This window comes from Achromobacter mucicolens, from assembly GCF_902859725.1.
GTDB classification, from domain to species: Bacteria; Pseudomonadota; Gammaproteobacteria; order Burkholderiales; family Burkholderiaceae_B; genus Achromobacter; species Achromobacter mucicolens.
In genome coordinates, this window is the sequence record NZ_CADIJP010000018.1 from 110100 (window position 1) to 132759 (window position 22660).

At 66.5% G+C, this 22660-nt stretch carries 18 protein-coding genes; 2 read left to right on the forward strand and 16 right to left on the reverse strand.

Going from position 1 to position 22660, the window contains the following annotated elements:
- Positions 1-164 precede the first annotated feature (164 nt).
- The 5 genes from phaR to HV786_RS21380 all read right to left on the reverse strand — a co-directional run bounded on the left by phaR (position 165) and on the right by HV786_RS21380 (position 5176).
- Complete coding sequence (phaR, locus tag HV786_RS21360; RefSeq protein ID WP_056322176.1) at positions 165-731, reverse strand: polyhydroxyalkanoate synthesis repressor PhaR; 567 nt, start codon at positions 729-731, stop codon at positions 165-167.
- A gap of 119 nt (positions 732-850) precedes the next feature.
- Positions 851-1588: a 3-ketoacyl-ACP reductase gene (locus tag HV786_RS21365; RefSeq protein WP_056322174.1), complete on the reverse strand. Its 738-nt coding sequence runs from the start codon at positions 1586-1588 to the stop codon at positions 851-853.
- 78 nt (positions 1589-1666) lie between these two features.
- Complete coding sequence (locus tag HV786_RS21370; protein WP_128827719.1) at positions 1667-3301, reverse strand: PHA/PHB synthase family protein; 1635 nt, start codon at positions 3299-3301, stop codon at positions 1667-1669.
- Positions 3302-3425: 124 nt separating this feature from the next.
- On the reverse strand, positions 3426-4190 hold the full coding sequence (pgeF, locus tag HV786_RS21375) for a peptidoglycan editing factor PgeF (protein WP_175211762.1): 765 nt from the start codon (positions 4188-4190) through the stop codon (positions 3426-3428).
- Positions 4178-5176 (reverse strand): RluA family pseudouridine synthase, encoded by a 999-nt coding sequence (locus HV786_RS21380; protein WP_175211764.1) that lies wholly within the window; start codon positions 5174-5176, stop codon positions 4178-4180. The genes pgeF and HV786_RS21380 overlap by 13 nt, the downstream gene beginning before the upstream one ends.
- 107 nt (positions 5177-5283) lie before the next feature.
- Between HV786_RS21380 and HV786_RS21385 the strand changes: the two genes are divergently transcribed.
- A complete protein-coding gene (locus HV786_RS21385) occupies positions 5284-6072 on the forward strand; it encodes an outer membrane protein assembly factor BamD (RefSeq protein ID WP_056322165.1) in 789 nt (262 codons plus the stop codon).
- Between the two features lie 102 nt (positions 6073-6174).
- Here the strand turns inward: HV786_RS21385 and HV786_RS21390 are convergent, their stop codons facing one another.
- Complete coding sequence (locus tag HV786_RS21390) at positions 6175-8265, reverse strand: DNA repair helicase YoaA (protein ID WP_175211766.1); 2091 nt, start codon at positions 8263-8265, stop codon at positions 6175-6177.
- 174 nt (positions 8266-8439) lie between these two features.
- Here HV786_RS21390 and tex point away from each other — a divergent pair, with 174 nt between their 5' ends.
- Positions 8440-10812 carry an RNA-binding transcriptional accessory protein Tex gene (gene tex / locus HV786_RS21395; RefSeq protein ID WP_062838569.1) on the forward strand — a complete coding sequence of 791 codons (2373 nt, stop codon included), beginning with the start codon at positions 8440-8442 and terminating at the stop codon, positions 10810-10812.
- Positions 10813-10943: 131 nt separating this feature from the next.
- Here the strand turns inward: tex and HV786_RS21400 are convergent, their stop codons facing one another.
- From HV786_RS21400 to odhB, 10 genes are all read right to left on the reverse strand, one after another.
- Entirely contained in the window at positions 10944-12299 is a 1356-nt protein-coding gene (locus tag HV786_RS21400) for a tryptophan--tRNA ligase (RefSeq protein WP_128827717.1), read from the reverse strand.
- Between the two features lie 83 nt (positions 12300-12382).
- Entirely contained in the window at positions 12383-12706 is a 324-nt protein-coding gene (locus HV786_RS21405) for a DUF3325 domain-containing protein (protein ID WP_056322155.1), read from the reverse strand.
- Complete coding sequence (locus HV786_RS21410; RefSeq protein WP_175211768.1) at positions 12703-14382, reverse strand: PepSY-associated TM helix domain-containing protein; 1680 nt, start codon at positions 14380-14382, stop codon at positions 12703-12705. The genes HV786_RS21405 and HV786_RS21410 overlap by 4 nt, the downstream gene beginning before the upstream one ends.
- Positions 14379-14660, reverse strand: coding sequence for a DUF3649 domain-containing protein (locus tag HV786_RS21415; RefSeq protein WP_175211778.1), 282 nt, complete (start codon positions 14658-14660; stop codon positions 14379-14381). Before HV786_RS21415 ends, HV786_RS21410 begins: the two co-directional genes overlap by 4 nt.
- A 105-nt stretch (positions 14661-14765) precedes the next feature.
- Positions 14766-17294: a TonB-dependent siderophore receptor gene (locus HV786_RS21420; protein WP_175211770.1), complete on the reverse strand. Its 2529-nt coding sequence runs from the start codon at positions 17292-17294 to the stop codon at positions 14766-14768.
- A gap of 80 nt (positions 17295-17374) precedes the next feature.
- Positions 17375-18364 (reverse strand): FecR domain-containing protein, encoded by a 990-nt coding sequence (locus HV786_RS21425; protein ID WP_175211772.1) that lies wholly within the window; start codon positions 18362-18364, stop codon positions 17375-17377.
- Positions 18357-18890 carry a sigma-70 family RNA polymerase sigma factor gene (locus HV786_RS21430; RefSeq protein WP_128827715.1) on the reverse strand — a complete coding sequence of 178 codons (534 nt, stop codon included), beginning with the start codon at positions 18888-18890 and terminating at the stop codon, positions 18357-18359. The genes HV786_RS21425 and HV786_RS21430 overlap by 8 nt, the downstream gene beginning before the upstream one ends.
- A gap of 112 nt (positions 18891-19002) precedes the next feature.
- Positions 19003-20094, reverse strand: coding sequence for a cell division protein ZapE (zapE, locus tag HV786_RS21435; RefSeq protein WP_128827714.1), 1092 nt, complete (start codon positions 20092-20094; stop codon positions 19003-19005).
- Positions 20095-20186: 92 nt separating this feature from the next.
- A complete protein-coding gene (gene lpdA, locus HV786_RS21440) occupies positions 20187-21614 on the reverse strand; it encodes a dihydrolipoyl dehydrogenase (RefSeq protein WP_128827713.1) in 1428 nt (475 codons plus the stop codon).
- Positions 21615-21746: 132 nt separating this feature from the next.
- Positions 21747-22660, reverse strand: a 914-nt coding sequence (odhB, locus tag HV786_RS21445; protein WP_175211775.1) for a 2-oxoglutarate dehydrogenase complex dihydrolipoyllysine-residue succinyltransferase, incomplete at its 5' end; no start/stop codon positions are given.

Below are 22660 nucleotides of genomic sequence, written 5' to 3' on the forward strand. Positions count from 1 at the left end.
CGTTTTCATTAATTTAGTGGATTTTGCTGACACAACCCTGAACCTGGGCCGACTAAAAGTGCCGGATCATTGCGTTCAGTCAATTGGCAAAAAGCCGCCTTGGCATTCGCCAAGGCGGCTTTTTTGCACTGCGGCGGGCCACATCGGCCCGGCATCCGGCGGGATTACTTGCGGCCGGAGCCCGGGTTGCTGCCCGGCGTGAACGGGAAGGTCGAGAACATGGCGCGGGTCTGATCCTGCATCTGGTCCTGCATCTGCACGAACAGGTTTTTGCTCTGGTCGATGTAGTTGTTCATCATGTTCTGCAGCATCGGCGTCTGCACATTCATGAACTGCGTCCAGGCTTCCGGCCCGAACTGGCTGCCGTACAGGCCCTTGGACTGCTCGGCCATGCGCTGCTGGATCTCCATGAAGGCCTGGATGTTCTTCTCGAGGTAAGAACCCATGATGCCTTGCATGGCGTGGCCGTAGAAACGGATGATCTGCGACAGCATGTTCGAAGAGAACATGGGCATGCCGCCGCTCTCCTCTTCAAGGATGATCTGCAAGAGAATGCTGCGCGTGAGGTCTTCGCTGCTCTTGGCGTCGACGACCTGGAATTCCTCGTTGGCCAGGACCAGTTGCTTGACATCTGCCAGGGTGATGTAGGTGCTGGTCCGGGTGTCGTATAAGCGACGGTTGGGGTATTTTTTAATCAGGCGCAGGCTGGCGCCGGGTTGTGCTTGCGTCATGGTTGTCCCCGGATCGGGCGATCTCTTTAGGCTTCGAATAATGTGAGTGTAATGCCGTACGGCCCTCTGCCCGAAGCCGTACAGCGCCAGCGGGCCGCCCAGGGGCGGCCCACATCGCGTCAGCCCATGTGCAGGCCGCCGTTAAGCGAGAAATCCGCGCCGGTCGAAAAGCCGGATTCATCGGACGCCAGCCACGAGGTCATGGAGGCGATTTCCTCCGGCGTGCCAAGGCGGCGCACCGGAATGGTGGCAATGATCTTTTCCAGCACGTCCGGCCGGATGGCGCGAACCATGTCGGTGCCGATGTATCCCGGCGAGATCGTGTTGACGGTCACACCCTTGCTGGCCACTTCCTGCGCCAGCGCCATCGTGAATCCATGGATGCCAGCCTTTGCCGTGGAGTAGTTGGTCTGGCCGAACTGACCCTTCTGGCCGTTGACCGAGCTGATGTTGATGATCCGCCCCCACTGGCGCTCGACCATGCCGTCGATGACCTGTTTGGTCACGTTGAACAGGCTGTTCAGGTTGGTGTCGATGACCGCGCGCCAATCGTCGGCGCTCATCTTCCGGAACAACCCGTCGCGAGTGATGCCCGCGTTGTTGACCAGCACATCCACCGGCCCGAGATCGGCCGTCACCTTTTCAAAGGCGGCAACGGTGGAGTCCCAATCGGACACATTGCCCACCGACGCGTAGAACGTAAAACCCTGTGCGGCCTGCTCATCCAGCCATTGCTGGTAGTTGCGGCTGGGGCCGCAACCTGCCACGACGCGAAAGCCATCCTTGGCCAAGCGCTGGCAAATAGAGGTGCCGATCCCGCCCATCCCGCCTGTTACGTAAGCCAGTTTTCCGCTCATTGGACTTCCTCCTGTGTGCGACGGACGCCTCGTTGATTAAACATCTTTCTGCCGGGAACCGGACCGCGGTGCGCGGTATCAGGCCGCCCGGACCTTTACATATCTGCCAGGCGCCGGCTCGATCGGCCGGTACTTGGCATTGCCTGCCTTTGTCCTCGCCTTGATCTGCTTGCCCGAATGGTCTGCCAGCCAACTGGTCCAATCGGGCCACCAGCTGCCGGGGTGCTCCACCGCCTGCGAAAACCAGGTGTTGGGGTCGCCGGGCAGCGGCTGGCTTTGCTGTTCGAGCGCATCGGCCACCCAGTAGCTGCGGCGCTTCTTGGCGGGCGGATTGACCACGCCCGCGATGTGGCCGGACGCGCCCAGCACGAAGCGCTGCGGCCCGCGAAGCACCTGCGTGGACGCGTAGGCCGACACCCACGGCACGATGTGGTCCTCGCGCGAGCCGAATATATAGACGGGCATGCGCAGGCGCGTCAGGTCCAGCGGCAGGCCGGCGGCCTGCGCGCGGCCCGGCACCTTGAGATTGTTCTCGAGGTAGGTATTGCGGAAATACCAGGAAAAGAAAGGCCCCGGCAGATTCGTGCTGTCGCCATTCCAGAACAGGAGGTCGAAGGCCGGAGGCTTTTGCCCCTTGAGGTAGTTGCCCACCACGTAGTTCCAGACCAGTTCGTTGGGCCGCAGGAACGAGAAGGTGGTGGCGAGATCGCGGCCCGGCATCAGGCCGCCGTTGCCCAATTGATGATCGCGCATCAGCGCGTGGGCCTCGTCGACGAACACGTTCAGGATGCCGGTGTCGTGGAAATCGAGCAGCGAAGTCAGCAGCGTCAGCGACGCCACCGGGTGCTCGCCGCGCGCTTCGGCCAGCGCCAGCGCCGAGGCCAGCATCGTACCGCCCACGCAAAAGCCCAGCGCATTGACCTGCGGCTGCTTGGTGATGTCGCTGGCCACGCGCAGCGCCTGCAGCACCGCGTCGTCCAGGTAGTCGGACCAGGTGGCGCGGTCCACGCCGTCGGTATCGGAAGTGACCGGATTGCGCCAGGAAATCAGGAAGACCGTGTAGCCCTGCCCCACCGCGTGGCGCACGAAGGAGTTCTCGGGCTGCAGGTCCAGGATGTAGAACTTGTTGATGTTCGGCGGCACGATGACCAGCGGCCGGTCGTACACGGTGGCGGTCGAGGGCGCGTACTGGATCAGCTGGAACAGCTTGTTTTCGAACACCACGTCGCCGGGCGTCGTGGCCACGTTGCGGCCGATCTCGAACTGCGACTCGTCGGTCTGGGTAATGCGGCCCTTCTGCACGTCGCCCAACAGATTGGCCAGCCCTTCGTTCAACGCTCGGCCCGCGCTTTCGACGATGGACTGCTGGGCATCGGGATTGAGCGCCAGGAAATTGGCCGGCGACAGCGCGTCGACCCACTGCATGATCGAGAATCGAAGACGGTCGCGCATGGGCTCGCTGACCTGCGCGGCATCGACCATGCGCTGCATGGCGCGCGCGGACAGCAGATACGTGTGCGCCAGGAGCAGGTGCGAAGCATTCGCCGCCCAGGCGTCGCCGGAGAAACGGCGATCGGACGGCGGCGCCAGCGCGCCACGCCGGGCATCGTCGCAAAGGCGTTGCCATTCGCGCGAGAACTCTGCCTGGATGTCAGCCAGGACTTCCGGTGCCACGCTCACCGGAATGGGACCTGCGGAGAGATTGGCATTCACTTCGACACCTTGTTATCGAAACTTCGCGATTGATGTTGCATTCCGGGTTCAGGACTGTCAATGCGGGTATACAAGGAGGCTTACTACGGTAAAACGCAAGCCCGGCCCCGGCCTTTGCGCGACGTCAAACCGGGCTCAACCAGGCCAGCAGCGCCATGCGTCCGGTCACCCCATCACGGCGGTAGGAAAAGTACCGGTCCGCGCGGGTCACCGTGCATTCCCCGCTGAGGGACACCTCTTGTACCCCGGCACGCCGCAGCCGGAAATCGGCCAATCCGGCGAGGTCGGCCAGCCATTTGCCGGCAAGGCCGGGGCGCGGCGCAAAAAAGCGCGTCGTAGCCGGGTCGTCGGCGGTGAAGGCGTCCAGCACGTCCTGCCCGACTTCGAAGTGCTGCGGCCCGATGCCGGGTCCGACCCAGGCGCGCCAGCCGGACGCCTGCGACGCCTTGGTCCGCATCGCCTGCAGCGTGTTTTCAAGCACCCCGCCCGCCAGGCCGCGCCAGCCGGCGTGCGCCGCACCCAGCACCGTGCCCTCGGCATCGGCAATGACCACCGGCAGGCAATCGGCCACCATGACGGCCAGCACGCGGCCGGGCTGGGCCGTGACGCTGGCGTCGACCGCGGGCTCGGCCGGCACATCCGGCGCGTCCGCATCCACGACCTCGCTGCCATGAACCTGGCGCAACCAGAGGGGATCGGCGGACACTGCGGCGCGCACCCGGCGCCGGTTCTCGGCCACGGCCTCGGGGTTGTCCTCGGCACGCAGGCCCAGATTGAGGGTGTCGTGCGGGGCCACGCCCACGCCGCCGGCGCGGGTCGTGCAGAAGTAGCTCACGCCCTGCCAGTCGGGCCCCGTCACGACGGGCAGGCCTGCGATCAGGCGTTCCATGCAATGTTCTCCTGGACCTGCGCCATGTCGGCGGGCACGGGCGCGGCGAACTGGACGTCGCCCTTGCCGCCCGGATCGTCGAAATGCAGCGCGCGGGCGTGCAGCATCTGGCGCACTGCCCCCGCGATGTTCTTGCCGCCGTAGATCGTGTCGGCCAGCAGGGGGTGCCCCAGGCTGGCCATGTGCACGCGGATCTGGTGGGTGCGCCCCGTTTCCAGGCGGCACACCACTTCGGTCACCCGCCCGCCCGGATCGACCGAGCCGCGGCGGGCCGGCGCGTAATTCGTGATGGCCGGCTTGGGCGCGACGGGGCGCTCGACGCTCATGCGCACCGGCACGCGCGGATCGCGCCCGATGGCGCGGTCGACCTTGCCCGCAGCGGCCAGCCATCCATGCGCCAGCGCCACGTACTCGCGGCCCATGGTGCGCGCCTGAAGCTGGCGCACGAGGTGAGTCTGGGCGATGTCGTTGCGGGCCACCACCATCAGGCCGGAGGTGTCCTTGTCCAACCGGTGCACGATGCCCGCACGGGCGACCTGCGCAAGTTCCGGATAGCGATGCAGCAGGCCGTTGAGCAGCGTGCCGCTCCAGTTGCCGGCGCCCGGGTGGGTGACCAGGCCCGCCGGCTTGTTGACGACGATCCAGTCGGGGCTTTCGGCCACCACGCCGAATTCCACGGGTTCAGGCGTGAAGGCCTGCGCGTCGGGCGCGGGCTGGGCCCAGATGGTGAGTTCGTCGCCAGGGCCGACTGTCTGGCGGATCTTGCCCGGCGTCCCGTTGACCAGGACGTTGCCGGATTCGATCCAGCCTTGCAGGCGATTGCGGGAATGGTCGGGCAAGAGGCCCGCCAGGACCTTGTCCAGCCGGTCAGCGCGCGTGGCCGACGGCACGGTTACAAGTTGCGGCTCGGGGCGGCCGGATTCGTCGAGATTTTCGTCGGCGCTCTCGTCGGAAACAAGATCTGCGCGGGCGGCTGTATCAGACATGGAGACAAATCATATAATCAGCCTGCCATGCTAACACCAAGGATACGATTCTCGTGATTCACCACCCTGCAGCTCCCTCGAACCCCGCATCCCGCAGCGGGTCGGTTTTGCGCGTGGTCATCGCGCTTTTTGCCGTCATCGTCATCGCTGGTTGCAGCGGGGCGGACAGCAAGTACGACAAGACCACCAACTGGAGCGCAGAACAACTCTACGCTGACGCCAAGGCCGAAATGTCGTCGGGCGGCTGGAAGGAAGCGCGCGAGCGCCTGACCGCCATCGAAAGCCGCTACCCCTTCGGCGTCTACGCGCAACAGGCCCTGCTTGAACTGGCCTACGTCAACTGGAAAGACGGCGAGAACGAACAGGCGCTTGCCGCCATCGACCGCTTCCAGCAGCTGTACCCCAATCACCCCGGCACCGATTACGCGCTCTACCTGAAGGGCCTGATCAACTTCACGCCGGCCAGCGCCTTCATGAGCAACCTTACCGGCCAGGATCCGGCCGAGCGCGACCCCAAGGGCCTGCGCGCGTCCTATGACGCCTTCACCGAGCTCATCAAGCGCTACCCGGAAAGCAAGTACAGCGTCGACGCCGAAAAGCGCGTGGCGTGGCTGGTCAACACCATCGCCATGAACGAAGTCCACGTGGCCCGCTATTACTACGAGCGTGGCGCCTACGTGGCCGCCGCCAACCGCGCGCAGACCGTCATCACCGACTTCGAGGGCGCCCCCGCCACCGAAGAAGCGCTCTACCTGATGGTTCAGTCGTACGACAAACTGAACATGACGGACCTGAAGAACGACGCGCAGCGCGTCTACGACAAGAACTTCCCGAACAGCGAGTTCCGCACCAAGGGCCTGAAGGCCGACAAGAGCTGGTGGAATCCCTTCAACTGATTCCGCTCGCATGGGAAGAAAAAAGCCCTTCAATATTGAAGGGCTTTTTTTTGCCTGGACGGCGCGAGGAGCGCCGTTTCCGGCAACCCTCGTTGCGTCGGTCTACTCGTCGTCCGGTCCGCGCTTGCGACGGTAGAACGCCAGTACCTCTTCCAGCTCGCGCGTGCGCGCAAACGGCGGCAGACCGCGCCACAGGCGCTTGCCATAGGGCTTTTCCACCAGCCGGGCGTCACCCACCATCAGCACGCCCCAATCCGATTCCGTGCGGATCAGCCGGCCCGCGCCCTGCTTGAGCGAGATGGCGGCTTCCGGAAGCTGGTATTCCGCAAACGGGTTGCCGCCCTGCGCGCGGCAGGCGCGCAGACGGGCCTCGATGACGGGATCGTCGGGCGGCGCGAACGGCAGCTTGTCGATCGCCACCAGCGTCAGCACGTCGCCCGGCAGGTCGATGCCTTCCCAGAAGCTGGCGCTGCCCACCAGCACAGGGTGCTTGAGTTTGCAGAAGCGGTCGAGCAGATCGCGGCGCGTGCCCTCTCCCTGCTTGAGCAGCGGCCAGTCATGGCCGGCATCGTCAAAGGCATCGGCCAGCAGATTGGCCACCTTGTCCACGGCACGCAGTGTCGTACAGAGCACCAGCGTGCCGCCCGGGCTGGCCTCAAGCAACGGCATGAGGGTCTGCACGAAGCGGTCCAGGAACTGCGGCGATTGGGGCTCGGGCATGCCGCGCGGCACGAACAGCAGCGCCTGCTCGGGGTAGTCGAACGGGGACTCCCACTTGCCGGTGCGCGCGGACTCCAGGCCAAGCTGGCTGGTGAAGTGCGTGAATTCACCGTTCACCGACAGCGTGGCCGAGGTCATGATCCAGGCCTGGCCAGGCTTGCGGAATTTGGAGAAGGCCTGCGCCACCGACAGCGGCGCCGAATGCAGGCGCACGTGGTGCAGTCCGTGCTCGACCCAGCGCACGGCCGGGCCGGTCCATTGCTCGGCCAGCGCCGCGCCTTCGAGCAGGGCCGCGGGCGTGGAGGGACCGTCGCCGAGCGGGCTTTGCACGGGCGACTGGTCGTCGCGGCCCCAGCCCTCGTCGTCATGCGCGCCGGTACTGCGCCCGGGTGTGGCCCAGCGCTTGAGCTTGACCGAGATCTCGGCCCCCATGCGCGCGGCCGCGAGCAGGTCCGGATGTTTTTCGGCCACCGCGCCCAGCGCCTTGGTGGCGCTGTCCACGGCCTCGCGCAGCGACAGCAGCGCGACGTCGAATTCCTCGGGGTTGGGAATGGCCTCGAACGTGGCCTTGCGGCCCGGCATCTTGTCCAGCGGCGCACAGACCAGCCGCAATTCGCGCGCGGCGGTTTCCAGTTGGCGGCTGACGTCGCTCCATTTGGCGGCTTCGCGCGCGTAGGCAAGCCCCGCGACTTCCAGCGCGCGGCCAAAATCCATGAGCTGGTGCGTGGACACGCTGTTGCCCAGAAAGCGCGTGGCGGTGTCGGGCAATTGATGGGCTTCGTCGAAGATGACGGTGTCGGCTTCGGGCAGCAGGTCCGTGACGCCTTCTTCGCGCAGCATCAGGTCGGCCATGAAGAGCGCGTGGTTGACGACGACGACGTCGGCCTCTTGTGCCTGGCGGCGCGCCTTGACGACGAAGCAGTCGCGGATGCGCGGACATTCCTGACCCAGGCAGTTTTCGCGGGTGGATGTGACGCGTTGCCAGATGTCGGCGTCTTCGGGCACCTGCGCCAGGTCGCCGCGGTCGCCCGTTTTGGAGATGCCCGCGAACACCTGGATCTGGCGCAGCTGCTGGATTTCGGAGCGGGATTTGAGCGCGCGTTCGTCGCCCTGCAGGCGCTCCAGGTGGTAATGACACACGTAGTTGCCGCGGCCCTTGAGCAGCGCGGCCGTCACGGGCGCGGCCAGCGCCGCGCGCACGCGCGGCAGGTCGCGCGCAAAGAGCTGATCCTGCAGGGTGCGCGTGCCGGTGGAGATGAGCACCTTGCCGCCCTGGATGAAGGCGGGTACAAGATACGCCCAGGTCTTGCCGATGCCGGTGCCGGCCTCGGCCACCAGCGTGGCGCGGTCCTGGATGGCCTGGCCGATGGCCTGCGACAGTTCCACCTGCGATGGACGCGGCTTGTAGCCGGGCAAGGCCGTGGCCAGCGGCCCGTCCTCGTCAAAGAATTCGGATATGTCCAGGTCCAGCATTACAGCAGCCTTGTGTAGGGCCCCAAATGATACCCGCTGAAGCGCCGTTTTCCGGCTTGCGGCCCGCCGCAACGCCGCTGGCAGAGGGACGGATCAGTCCCTTCAGCCACGTTCCGTAACAACGGCTTATGGCACAATCCGCCCCTTGTTTTCCCTTTTTGCCGTCGTATAGAGATGTCTGAAACTTCCACTATCACGAACGTCGCCGCCGGCGTCGACAACGCCCGCATCGTCGCCCAGCTCGCCACCGAGCTGGGTGCACGCGCCTCTCAAATCGCTGCGGCGGTGGAACTGCTGGATGACGGCGCGACCGTGCCCTTCATCGCCCGCTACCGCAAGGAAGCGACCGGCGGTCTGGACGACACCGTGCTGCGCAACCTGGAAGTCCGCCTGGGCTACCTGCGCGAGCTCGAAGACCGCCGCGGCGCCATCCTGGAATCCATTTCGCAGCAAGGAAAGCTGACGGCCGAACTGCAGCAGGAAATCGCTTCGGCCGACACCAAGCAGCGCCTGGAAGACTTGTACGCGCCGTACAAGCCCAAGCGCCGCACGCGCGCCCAGATCGCCCGCGAGGCCGGCCTGGAACCCCTGGCCGACGCCATCCTGGCCGATCCCGCCTGCGATCCCGCAGCCCTGGCCGCGCAGTACCTGAATCCCGAAGCCTCCATCAACGACGCCAAGGCGGCGCTCGATGGCGCGCGCGACATCCTGGCCGAACGCTACGCGGAAAACGCCGACCTGCTGGCCGACATGCGCGAGCACCTGTGGTCCACCGGCCTCGTGTACTCGAAGATGATCGAAGGCAAGGAAACCGAAGGCGCCAACTTCCGCGACTGGTTCGACTTCAACGAGCCGCTGCGCACCCTGCCCTCGCACCGCATCCTGGCGCTGCTGCGCGGCCGTCAGCAAGGCGTGCTTGAACTGCGCCTCGGCCTGGAAGCCGACCTCGAAGCGCAGACGCCGCATCCGTGCGTGGCCCGCATCGCCAACTTCCTGAAGCTGGGCAATGGCCTGTTCGCGCTGGACGCCACGCCGCGCGCGCGCTGGCTGGGTGAAGTCTGCCGCTGGACCTGGCGCGTGAAGCTCCTGACCGCCTTCGAAAGCGAACTGATCGGCCGCCTGCGCGAAAGCGGCGAAGCCGAGGCGATCCGCGTGTTCGCCGCCAACCTGAAAGACCTGCTGCTGGCCGCCCCCGCCGGTCCCAAGGCCGTGCTGGGCCTGGATCCCGGCATTCGCACGGGCTGCAAGGTCGCGGTCATCGACCAGACCGGCAAGGTCGTCGACACCACCACCGTGTACCCGTTCGAACCGCGCCGCGACCGCGACGGCACGATCAACACGCTGGCCGCGCTGGTGGCGCGCCACAAGGTGGACCTGATCGCCATCGGCAACGGCACGGCTTCGCGCGAAAGCGAAAAGCTCGTGGGCGACATGATGGAGCGTTTCCCCGACCTGAAGGTCACTCGCGTCGTCGTGTCCGAGGCAGGCGCGTCGGTGTATTCCGCATCGGAAACCGCCGCCCAGGAATTCCCCGACCTGGACGTCACGCTGCGCGGCGCCGTGTCCATTGCACGCCGTCTGCAGGACCCGCTGGCCGAATTGGTCAAGATCGACCCCAAGGCCATCGGTGTCGGCCAGTACCAGCACGACGTCAACCAGCGCGAACTGGCGCGTTCGCTGGACGCGGTGGTCGAAGACTGCGTGAACGCGGTGGGCGTGGACGTGAACACGGCATCGGCCGCGCTGCTGGCCCGCGTGTCGGGCCTGAATTCGCTGCTGGCCAAGAACATCGTCGCCTTCCGCGACGAGAACGGCGCGTTCCCCACCCGCGACATCCTGCGCAAGGTGCCGCGCTTTGGCGACAAGGCGTTTGAACAGGCCGCGGGCTTTCTGCGCATCCCCAACGGCGACAACCCGCTGGACGCGTCGGCGGTGCACCCGGAAGCCTATCCCGTCGTCGAGCGCATCGTCGCCAAGATCAAGACCGAGGTGAAGCAGATCATCGGCCAGCGCGAGGCCCTGAAGGGTGTGTCGCCGTCCGACTTCACCGACGAGCGCTTCGGCCTGCCCACCGTGAAGGACATCTTTGCCGAGCTCGAAAAGCCCGGCCGCGACCCGCGCCCGGAGTTCAAGACGGCGCAATTCAAGGAAGGCGTGGAAACGCTGAACGACCTGTATCCCGGCATGGTGCTGGAGGGCGTGGTGACCAACGTGGCCAACTTCGGCGCGTTCGTGGACATCGGCGTGCACCAGGACGGCCTGGTGCATATCTCGGCGCTGGCCGAAAAGTTCGTGAAGGACCCGCGCGATGTGGTTCGCGTGGGCCAGACGGTCAGCGTCAAGGTGCTGGAAGTGGACGCCGCGCGCAAGCGCGTGGCGCTTACCATGCGCCTGAACGACACCGCCGCGCCGGCCCGCCGCAGCGCCGATGCGCCCAAGGGCGGCGATCGTCCCCGCCGCCAGGGCGATGGCGGCCGCAACGCGGGTGGCGCGGCCGGATCGATGAACAGCGCCATGGCCGACGCGTTCGCCAAGCTCAAGCGCTGATCCGCCGATCCGCTGCCCTGCCCAGATCCCGGCGCCCGATGCGCCGGGATTTTTTTTGCACTGCTAATGGAGCAAGCAGCTGGACTGCATGCGCGACGGCGCGGATTGCCCGCGCCGCCTTCGGCTGCCGTTTATTCCTGCGCCAGCGACAACAGTGCTTCGCGGGTGCGGGCGAGGCGCGCCGCGGGCTCACCCTGCATGCCCTCGGGCGCGGTGGCGACGGTCACGCCATCGATCACCGCCGCATAGCCTTCTGCCTGCGCCTGCAGGACGCTGTCAGCAGGTTCGGACTGCAGCCGGCGCATCAGGGCGCCCGCTTCCTTGGGATCGGCAAAGCGCTGCGACAACAGCAGTTCCTCGCCGTCGGCCGCCAGCAGGCGGAACCGGAAGCCGCCGTCCTCGTCACGGAAGCTGACGAAGCGCGCGCCCTTGGATTTTTCCTTCTTGCCCTGCGCGCCTTTGCCGGCCGAAGCGGCTGCGCTCAGGTTGCGCAGGCCCACGGCCTCGCGCAGTTCCTGCATGAAGGGCACCGCAAGCTTGCGCGCCTTGGCCGCGCCGGCTTGCAGGATGTCTTCGATGCGGCCCGGGTTGGCCATCAGGTCGACGTACTTTTCGCGCATCGGCGCAAGCAGCGCTTCCAGGTGCTCGAACAGCGCCTGCTTGGCGTCGCCCCAGCCCATGCCCGCTTCGAGCTGCTGGCGGAACGCCGCCGATTGCTCGGACGTGGCGAACGCGCGGTACAGCGTGTACAGGTGGGAGGATTCGGCATCCTTGGGTTCGCCGGGCTCGCGCGAATCGGTCACGATGCGCATCACCGAGGCGCGCAATGCGCTCTTGCCGCCTTCGAACAGCGGAATGGTGTTGTTATAGCTCTTGGACATCTTGCGGCCGTCCAGCCCCGGCAGCGTCGCCACGTCTTCTTCGATGACCACTTCCGGCAGCGAGAAATAGTCGCGTCCGTACAGGTGGTTGAAGCGCTGCGCGATGTCGCGCGCCATTTCCAGATGCTGGATCTGATCCCGGCCCACGGGCACCTTGTTGGCGTTGAACATGACGATGTCGGCCGCCATCAGGATCGGGTACGAGAACAACCCCATGGTGATGCCGTCGTCCGGATCCACGTTCTTGGCCACGTTCTGGTCGACCGACGCCTTGTACGCATGCGCCCGGTTCATCAGGCCCTTGGCGGTCACGCAGGTCAGCAGCCAGCTCAGTTCGGGGATTTCAGGAATGTCCGACTGGCGATAGAACGTCACGCGTTCGGCATCCAGGCCGACCGCCAGCCAGGTGGCGGCGATTTCCAGGCGCGAGCGCGCGACGCGTGCCGGATCGTCGCACTTGATCAGCGCGTGATAGTCCGCCAGAAAGAAGAATGCGTCGACGCCGGGCTGCGTGCTGGCCTGCACCGCCGGACGGATCGCGCCCGCGTAGTTGCCGAGATGGGGGGTTCCAGTCGTGGTGATGCCGGTAAGGACGCGGGTATTCATGAGGCGAGAAGGCGGTTGCTAGGGGAAGCCGTCAGTGTAACGTGCCGCAGCGCGGCCCTGCCCGCCCGCAACGCAGCCCGCGCCTACCAGACCGCCAGCACGGGCGCGGCCAGCGCGCACAGGCCGCCCGCGGTCAGCGCAGCGCGCGGACGGAAGGTCAGGAACCAGATCAGCAGCAGGCCGGCGATGCTGAGAATGCCGATCCATTCGACCGTCCCGTAGCTCCAGCCCCAGACTGCCGCGGACGCCCACAGCGACAGCGCAAGCGCCGTCCAGCCGAACAGCCGCAACGGCAGCCGATGACGGCGCGGCAAGGCGCGGTCGAACAGATCTTCGTAGTGACGGTCCATGGCCAGGCACAGAGCGGAAAACCCGGCATAGGCCAGGCAGAAGGCGGCAAGCGTCATGGCGTATCACCTCGCGGTTCGAAAGCGGTGCGGTGCACGGCGGCCGCCACGGCGGGGTCGTGCGGGGCGGGCGCAGCGGCGGCGGACTTGACTGCCTCGGCGCGCGGCTTGCCCGCGGATCTGGCGGGCGCCTTGCGGGCCCGCGCAGCCTTCTGCGCCATCCATGCGAAAAACAGGGCGCTTGCCAGGCACGTCAGGTCAAAACCCGCCATCACCCAGTCGCCCTGCGGCAACGAGACGCCCAGGTGCCGGTCGGTGGTCAGCGCATTGACCACGGGCACCAGGGCCAGCGCGGCGGCGGCCACCGCCAGCAGGTCCTGCCATTTACGCCGCTGGAATAGAAACGCATAGACCAGCGACAGACCCCAGGCGATGAAGAAGGCGCGCACCTCCCAGACCTGGCGGCCGGGCATGTCGGCCGGCAGCAGCCGGTTGGCCAGGAATACCGCCGCAACGCCGAACACGACCCCCGCGATGGTGCCCGCGTTCAGCCCGTCCACCAGGCGCAGCGAGAACGCTTCGCGCGCGTCGCCCGGCCGGGCCTTCTGGCGGCGCTTGGCGATCCACAGCACCAGGCCCGTGGCCACCATGGCCGTGCCGGCCAGGCTGACGATGAAATACAGCCAGCGCAGCACCGGTTCGGCGAACAGGCCCAGGTGCAGGCCGGTGATCACGCCGGCGGTCAGAGCGGTGGCGCTGCGGCCGGCCTCGGACTCCTGCAGCGCGCCCGTCACCCCGTCAAAGCGCATGAACGGCGCCATCAGCCCGTACGACACGCCGTCGCCCACGTGGCGGCTGATGGTGATGGTGGCGCCCGCGTCATTGGGATTGTTGACGGTCACCCGGCCGACGCGGCCTTGCCACTGCTGCTCGGCCTGCTCCACCAATGGTGCAATCGCGACCAGCGGCGCGGGCTGGTTCAGCGGCGGCGTGACCTTGAAGGCCTTGAAGACCTCGTTGGTGTAATCGCGCGGATTGTCGTACACGGCCTGGATGCCTGCCGGCATCAGCATCACCATGAACAACACCAGGCCGCTGAAGGTGATCATCAGGTGAAACGGCAGGCCCAGCACGGACAGCACGTTGTGGCCGTCCATCCAGGCGCGCTGGCCGCCCTTTCCGGGCCGGAAGGTAAAGAAATCAGCAAAGATCTTCTTGTGCGTGATGATGCCGCTGATGATCGCCACCAGCATGAACATGCCCGCGATGCTGGCCAGCCAGCGTCCCCACGGAAACGCGGTTTCCAGCTCGAAATGGAAACGGTAGAAGAAGTCGCCGCCGCGGGTCTGGCGCGGCGTCACGGCCTGGCCGGTGGCCGCGTCCAGCTTGACGCGCACGAAACCGCGCTCGCCCGGCTTGGGCTTGGGGGTCTGGTACAGCAACTGGATGAGAGGCTCGCGGTCCGAAGGCGGCGTGATGAACCAGCGCTTGGCATCGGGCGCGTTTTCCGCCAGATAGCGCTGCGCCGTGGCGACGGCCTGAACGGCGGGCGCCGGCTGCACCTGGATCTCGGGCTGCATCCAGCGCGTGATCTCGGGCCGGAAGAAGGCCAGCGAGCCGGTCAGGAACATCGCGAAGAGCACCCAGCCGAAAATCAGCCCGGCCCACGTATGCAGCCAGGACATGGACTGACGCAGGCCCTCTTCGCCGGGATGCCTGGTCTTGGCCGCCTTCATGCCGCCCCCACGAGCCGGTGCGCGAGGAACATACCGCCCAGCAGCGCGGCGGGGACCAGGATGCCCGCCCACGCGCGCCAGGCGTTGCGCGTGGCGAACACCCAGATCACCCCGCAGACATAGACCACGAAGGACAGCAACTGCGCCGCGGTCACGGCATCGGGCCGCCCCAAGGGCAGCCAGACCGCCAGACAGGCGGCCGCCGCCGAGGCCAGGGCATAGCCGCCCAGGATGGCGGCCGTTGCGCGGGAGAATACGGCCAATCGGTAGCGCATCATGCCTGCGCCGGCTGCGGGAGCTTTCACGGGAGTTCTAGGTGGTTGCGGGGACGTGGCCGGCCTGAATTATAACGATTCTCGTTAATACAGGAACGGCCAACCTGCTTACCAGCGGTATCGCAGGCTCGCCTTGATGGAGCGCTGGTAGCCGAACCAGCACCAGGACTCGCCGGAGCACGACGCGATGTACTCCTTGTCGAACAGGTTCTGCACGTTCAGCGCAACCTGCATGCCCTTGAGCGCGGGCGAGGCGCGGCCCAGGTCGTAGTCCAGCATCAGGTCCACCAGCGTGACTTTCGGCACCTTCAGCGTGTTGGCCTCGTTGGCGTACGACGAACCGATATACCGCACGCCGCCGCCCACGCCAAGGCCGGCCAGCGGGCCTTCCTGAAGCTGGTAGCGCGCCCAGGCCGACGCCTGCTGCGACGGCAGCGCGGCGGGGGTCTTGCCCGTCAGATCGAAGCCCGCCGCATTCGGATAGGCCTTGGTGTATTCGTTGTTCATGACCGAGTAGGCGGCAATCAGCGACAGGCCGCGCATCGGCTCGGTCTTGGCCTCAAGTTCGATGCCCTGCGTGCGCACCTCGCCCGCCTGGATCGAGCAACGTCCACCCGCCGTGCCGCACACGTGCGTCGGGTCCGGGTCGGTGGTCGTCATGTTCTCGCGGCGGATGTCGAAGGCCGCGAAGGTCAGCATCGTGGCCGAGCCCGGCGGCTGGTACTTGATGCCCACTTCGTACTGCTTGCCCTCGATCGGCTTGAACGGCGTGTTGTTCCAGCCCGTGCCCGACTGCGGTTCGAAGGATTCCGAGTAACTGAAGTACGGCGCCACGCCGTTGTCGAAGTTGTAGATGGCGCCGAACCGGCCCGAGAACGCCTCGGCGTTCAGCTTGGACGGGGTCACGCGGCCCGAGGCAATCGCCGTGGTCTCGCCCACATTGCGCGACCAGTCGTAGCGCCCACCCAAGAGGAACGACAGACGGTCGATCTTGATCTGGTCCTGGAAATACACGCCGGTCTGGTACTGCGTGGTGGTCGCGTCGCTGGAGAACGCCGGAACCGGAATGTTCTGGAAATTGTCCGGGTTCTTCACGTAGAGCGCCGGTGCGGAACCGAAGCCCGACAACGTGTCGGTCTTGACGTGCTGGTAGTCGAATCCCACCAGGACGTTGTGGCCGATCTTGCCGGTGTTGAAGCGGGCCTGCAGGTTGTTGTCGATGGTCAGCGCCCCCACATCCACGTCGGTCGCGATCGAGGCGCGCTGGTGGTACAGGTAGGTCCTGTCCGTATAGCCGTAGTAGTTGGTCATCGCGCCGTAGACGCTGCGGTACTTGGCGTCCGAGTGCGTCCAGCGCAGGCTTTGCGAGGCCTTGAACGTGTCGTTGAAGCGATGGTCCAGGATGTAGCCCAGCGAGTAGCTCTTGCGGTCGCTCTTTTCGAAATTGGCGTCGCCGTCGTAGTAATCGGCGGGCAGCCGGAAGCCGTCGGGCGCACGCAGCAAGGTGCGCATGGCCGGCACCGCGCCGTACGACCCCATGTCGGGATCATGCTGGAAATTGGTCAGGATGGTCAGCGAGGTATCGGCATTCGGTTTCCAGGCAAACGCGGGCGACACGAAGTAGCGGCGTTCCTTGGTGTCCTGCACCTGGCCGTCCGACATGTAGCCCGCCCCCACCAGGCGATACAGGTACTTGCCCTCTTCGTCGATGGGGCCGCCGAAGTCGAAGTTGGCGCGGCGGAAGTCGTAATTGCCAACCTGCAGCTCCACCTCGCGCAACGGCTCGTCCAGCGGCCGCTTGCTGACCTGGTTCACCACGCCGCCCGGACCTCCCTGCCCGTACATGACCGACGCCGGCCCCTTGAGCACGTCCACGCGCTCTAGGCGGAAGGCATCGACCTGCGGCAGCGCATCGCGGCCGCCGAACACGCGCAGACCGTCAAGGTAAGTGGACGCCGAGAACCCGCGCACGTTGAACTGGTCCAGGCGGGTCGCCGTGGCGCCGCGCGACTCGGTGGCCACGCCCGCCGTGTAGCGCAGCACCTGATTCAGCGTCTGCGCGCCCTGCTCGGTGATCTGCTCGCGCGTGACCACGGACACCGATTGCGGCGTCTCGATCAGCGGCGTGTCCGTCTTGGTGGCGCTGGCGCTGGCGGTGGCCACGTAGCCCACCGTGGGCGCATAGGCGCTGTCCGACATGCCAGTGACCGTCACGGGCGCCAGCGTGTGCGTATCGCCCACGGAGGCCGGCGCGGGCGCCAGCGTCCACGTGTTGCCCGATTGCGCACGCGCCTGCAGGCCGCTGCCCGCCAGGATGCGCGAGAAGCCCGCGCCCACCGTATACGCGCCGTTCAACCCGTCCGAACGCCGCCCCCGCACCAGCGCCGGATCGAACGACAGCACCACGCCCGCGCTGCGCGCAAACTGCGTCAGCGCATCGGCCAGCGGCCCTGCCGCAATCTGAAAACCGCGCTGGCCATTGGCGGCTGCCGCCGCGTCGGCGGCTGGCGCGGACTGCGCCCAGGCCGCGGGCGCGCCGGCGGCCAGCGCCCCGGCGCACGACACGGCCAGCACGGCTTGACGGCCGGCGGTCAGCGGTGCGCGCAGGCGGGTGTGGATTGAAGCGGACACAGACATCTCCCTGTACGGTGGTTTCTTTCTGCTTTCCGTACGGGGATGCAAAACCTGCAATGCGCCGGCAAGAAAATTTGTAACGCTCAGGCGTCGCGAGGTCCGACCTGCAGCCAATACTGCGTGTGGCGCGTGACGGTGATCGGCAGGGAGTGTTCCAGCGCCTTGAGCGCGCGCTCGGCGTCGTCCAGCGGAAACACCCCGGAAAGCCGCAAGCCCCCAACCGCGGGATCGACGCGGATGACGCCCACGCGCTGGCGGGCCAGGTGCTCGGCAAAATCGTCCAGCCGCCATTCCTTGGCCACCACCATGCCGTCCACCCACGCGAGCCGATCCGGGTCCGTCGCGCCGCGCTGAAGTTCGCCGTCTTCGGCAGGAAACAGCCGTTCACCGGCGGCAAGCTGCGTCAGGACGCCATGGCGCAACAGCGCCACGCTGCCTTCGTACACGCCCACGCGCGCGCCGTCCGCCGTTCGCCGCAGGTCGAAGCGTGCGCGCTCGGCCTGCAGTTGGCCGTCGCCGGTGTCCACGCGCAGCGTCGATGCGCCCGGATGCGGCTCGGCCTGCACCAGCATCTCGCCGCGCAAGAGCGCAATATCACGTACGTTGCCGCTGACGTTGACGCGCACGGCAGAATCGCTGTTCAGGGTGACGCGCAGCCCGTCCGCCAGCGCAAGGGCCTGGCGCTCGCCCACGCGGGTGCTGTAGTCGGCGACCAGCCGTTGCCAGGGCGCATGACGGTAGCCGGCCCAGCCGGTCGCGGCCACGCCGGCCACGGCCAACAGGCTGCGCAGCGCGGCGCGCCGGCCGCGCGAGGCAGGCGCGTTCAGCGCGGTGTGCGCCAACGCTGCCGGCACCCGGCGCGCATCGCGGCCGATGTCCTGCAGCCGATCCCACGCCACGCGATGCGCGGGATCCTGCGCAATCCAGGCGCGGCACGACTCGCGCGCCTGCGCGTCGGCAACCCCGGATTGCAGCCGGGTCCACCAGACAATTGCCTCGCGCACGACGGCCTCCGAAGGGGCGGCATCCGAAGACCTGCCTGCGGCCGGCTTGAGGTTCAGCGCGTCAGGCATGGATCGCCGCATAGCACGCGGACATCGCGCGCACCATGTATTGCTGCACGGAACTCAACGACACATCAAGGCGTTCGGCGATCTCGGGATACGTCAGGCCGTCAAGCTGCGCCAGCAGGAACGCGGCGCGCGCCTTCGGCGGCAGCCCGTCCAGCAGGCGATCCAGCTGCACCAGCGCCTGCAATTGCTCGGCCTGCGCCTCGGGCGACGGCGCATAGGTTTCAGGCACGCTCGCCAGATAGGCAAGGTACGCGTGTTCCAGCGCGGCGTGGCGCTGGTGGTCGACGACCAATCCCTTTGCGATGGTGGTGAGGAGCGCCCGGGCCTCGTTGGCCCGCACCTGCTTGCGGCCCTGGATGACCCTGACGAAGACGTCCTGCGCCAGATCCTCGGCGCGGTGTTCGCAGCCCAGCTTGCGGCGCAGCCATCCGAACAGCCACGGGCGGTGATCGCGGTACAGGCCATCGACAGGCGCGACCTGAGCGTCGACGCACGGGGCCGATGAGGAAAGCAAGGTGGAAGACACGGATGAGACTGCGGCGCGGGACCAAAAGTCTCAAAATCTTAATTGATAATGACTTGCATTAACAATGATTGCCCTCACCCGGCCCTGAAATTGGGGGCCGGGTGAGGCATTACTACAACGTCGCGGCCAGGCGGCGTTCGGATTCGAGGTATTCGCGCGACTGCATTTCCAGAATGCGCGAGACGGTCCGGTGGAACTCGTTGGCCAGCGCACCTTCCGTGTAGATCTCTTCGGGCTCGCACTCGGCCGACATGATGAGCTTGACGCGATGGTCGTAGAACACGTCGATCAGCCAGGTGAAGCGGCGCGCCTCGGACGCCTGGCGCGGGCCCATGCGCGGCACGCCCGACAGGATCACGGCGTGGAAGCGGTTGGCCAGTTCCAGGTAGTCGTTCTGCGAACGGGGCCCGCCGCACAGCGTGGCGAAGTCGAACCACACCACCGAGCCGCCCAGCGCCAACGCGCGGATCTCGCGATGCTCGATGTGCAGCACCGGCTCTTGCGGGGGGGTGTCGGCCAACGCGTCGAAGGCCGCCTGCAGCGCCTGCTGCGCCTGCTCGTCCAGCGGCGTGTGATAGCTCTGCACCTGCTCCAGCGAGCGGCGGCGGTAATCGATGCCGGCATCCACGTTCATGACGTCCATGCGCGACTGGATCAGCGCGATGGCGGGCAGCACGCGGTCGCGGTGCAGGCCGTCGGTGTACAGCGTGGAGGGTTCGTAGTTGGACGTCATCACGAACGACGTGCCGTATTCGAACAGCTTGAGCAGCAGGCGGTGCAAGATCATTGCGTCCGCCACGTCGGACACGTGGAATTCATCGAAGCAGATCAGCCGGTAACGCTTCGCCACGCGCTTGGCGACCTCGTCCAGCGGATCCTGCATGCCCTTGACTTCCTCGAGCTCGCGGTGCACGCCGCGCATGAATTCGTGAAAGTGCAGGCGCGTCTTGCGCACCACCGGCACGGTGGCATAGAACGCATCCATCAGAAAGCTCTTGCCGCGGCCCACGCCGCCCCACAGGTACACGCCGCGCGGCACGTCGGGACGGTTCAGCAGCTTTTTCAGCGCGTTCGAGCGCATCGACTTGAACTTGACCCATTCGTCGTAATAGCGCTGCAAGCGGTCGATCGCCTTCTTCTGCGCGTCGTCGGGCTTGTAGCCGCGTTCGGCCAATGCGTGTTCGTAGTAGTCGCTGACGTTCATAGGGGAACCGGATCAGGCTGAAATGGTAATGGCGGTAAAGAAAAGGGCGGGTCCTGAAACCCGCCCCCGGTCTTGCAGCAGTCAGACGCGGCTTAGAAGTTCAGCGCGCGCTTGTCCACGGCCAGCGCGGCTTCCTTCACGGCTTCCGACAGGGTCGGGTGCGCGTGGCAGATGCGGGCGATGTCTTCGGCGGCGCCGCGGAATTCCATGATGGTCACGGCTTCCGAGATCAGTTCCGAGGCCATCGGGCCCACGATGTGCACGCCCAGGACTTCATCGGTCTTGGCATCGGCGATCACCTTGGCAAAGCCGGTGGTGTCGCCCAGCGCGCGGGCGCGGCCGTTGGCCAGGAACGGGAAGCTGCCGGCCTTGTACTCACGGCCTTCGGCCTTCAACTGCTGTTCGGTCTTGCCGACCCAGGCGATTTCCGGCGAGGTGTAGATGACCCACGGCACGGTGTCGAAGTTGACGTGGCCGTGCTGGCCGGCGATGCGCTCGGCAACCGCAACGCCCTCTTCCTCGGCCTTGTGCGCCAGCATCGGGCCGCGCACCACGTCGCCCACTGCCCAGACGTTCGGCAGGTTGGTCTTGCAGTCGCCGTCCACGGCCACGAAGCCGCGTTCGTCCAGCTTCAGGCCCACGGCGTCGGCGTTCAGGCCGCCGGTGTAGGGCACGCGGCCGATCGAGACGATCAGCTTGTCCACGACCAGCTTCTGCTCGGCGCCCTTGGCGTCGACGTAAGGCACGGTCACGGACTTGGCGGTCGCCTTGATCTCGCCGATCTTGACGCCCATCTGGATGTTCAGGCCTTGCTTGGTGAAGGCCTTCAGGGCTTCCTTGGCCACTTGCTGGTCGGCGGCGGCCAGGAATTCCGGCATCGCTTCCAGGATGGTGACTTCGGAACCCAGGCGGCGCCACACGCTGCCCATTTCCAGACCGATCACGCCAGCGCCGATGACGCCCAGCGTCTTGGGCACGGCGCCGATGTTCAGTGCACCGTCGTTGGACAGCACGACCTTTTCATCGAACGGCAGGCCAGGCAGTTCACGCGCCGACGAGCCGGTGGCGACCACGACGTGCTTGGCAACCAGGTCTTCCTCGGCGGTGCCGGTGACCTTGATGGCCCAGCCGCCTTCCACTTGGCCGCTGAACGCGCCCTTGCCGTGGAAGAACGTAACCTTGTTCTTCTTGAACAGGTACAGGATGCCGTCGTTGTTCTGCTTGACCACCGTGTTCTTGCGGCCGATCAGCGTGTCGAGCTTCAGGCTGACGCCCTTGACTTCGATGCCGTGCTCGGCGAAGTGGTGGTTGGCTTGCTCGTAGTGTTCCGACGATTGCAGCAGCGCCTTGGACGGGATGCAGCCGACGTTGGTGCAGGTGCCGCCGGGAGCCGGGCCGCCTTGGCCGTTCTGCCAGGCGTCGATGCAGGCGACCGACATGCCGAGCTGCGCGGCGCGGATGGCGGCGATGTAGCCGCCGGGGCCTGCGCCGATCACGACGACGTCAAATTGTTTGGACATAGTGTTCTCGCGAATGAGGGGTGAAGAAGCGCACTTCCTGACCAGCGTGGTCGTGCTGCGGGCCGGCGGGGAGCCGGCCCGGGCGCCGCGCGACTTGCGGGTCGCGCTCGGCGCCGGCCAGGGGCGTCGAGATTACAGGTCCAGCAACAGGCGCTGCGGATCTTCCAGGGCGTCCTTCATGGCGACCAGGCCCAGCACGGCTTCGCGGCCGTCGATGATGCGGTGGTCGTAGGACAGGGCCAGGTAGTTCATCGGGCGGATGACGATCTGGCCGTTTTCGACGACGGCGCGATCCTTCGTGGCGTGCACGCCCAGGATGGCCGATTGCGGCGGGTTGATGATCGGGGTCGACAGCATCGAGCCGAACACGCCGCCGTTGGAGATCGAGAACGTGCCGCCGGTCATTTCTTCGATGCCCAGCTTGCCGTCAGCGGCGCGGCGGCCGAAGTCGGCAATGGTCTTCTCGATGTCGGCGATCGACAGCTGGTCGGCGTTGCGCAGGATCGGCACCACTAGGCCACGCGGGCTGCCGACAGCGATACCGATGTCGAAGTAGCCGTGGTAGATGATGTCCTTGCCGTCGATCGAGGCGTTGATCAGCGGGTACTTCTTCAGCGCGGCAACGGCGGCCTTGACGAAGAACGACATGAAGCCCAGCTTGATGCCGTGTTCCTTTTCGAACTTGTCCTTGTACTTGGCGCGCAGGTCGATGACGGCCTGCATGTTGACTTCGTTGAACGTGGTCAGGATCGCGTTTTCCTGCTGCGATTGCAGCAGGCGCTCGGCGATGCGGGCGCGCAGGCGGCTCATCGGCACGCGCTGTTCCGGACGGCCGTCCAGCGACAGCGTGGTCGGGGCGGGCGCGGCGGCAGCCTTGGCCGGCGCGGCCTTGGGCTGGGCGCTGGCGGCCAGGGCGTCGCCCTTGGTCACGCGGCCATCGCGGCCGGTGCCCGACACGGAAGCGGCGTCAACGCCCTTCTCGGCCAGGATCTTCGAGGCGGCGGGCGAAGCGACGCCGGCAGCGGCGGTCGAGGCCGGGGCGGCAG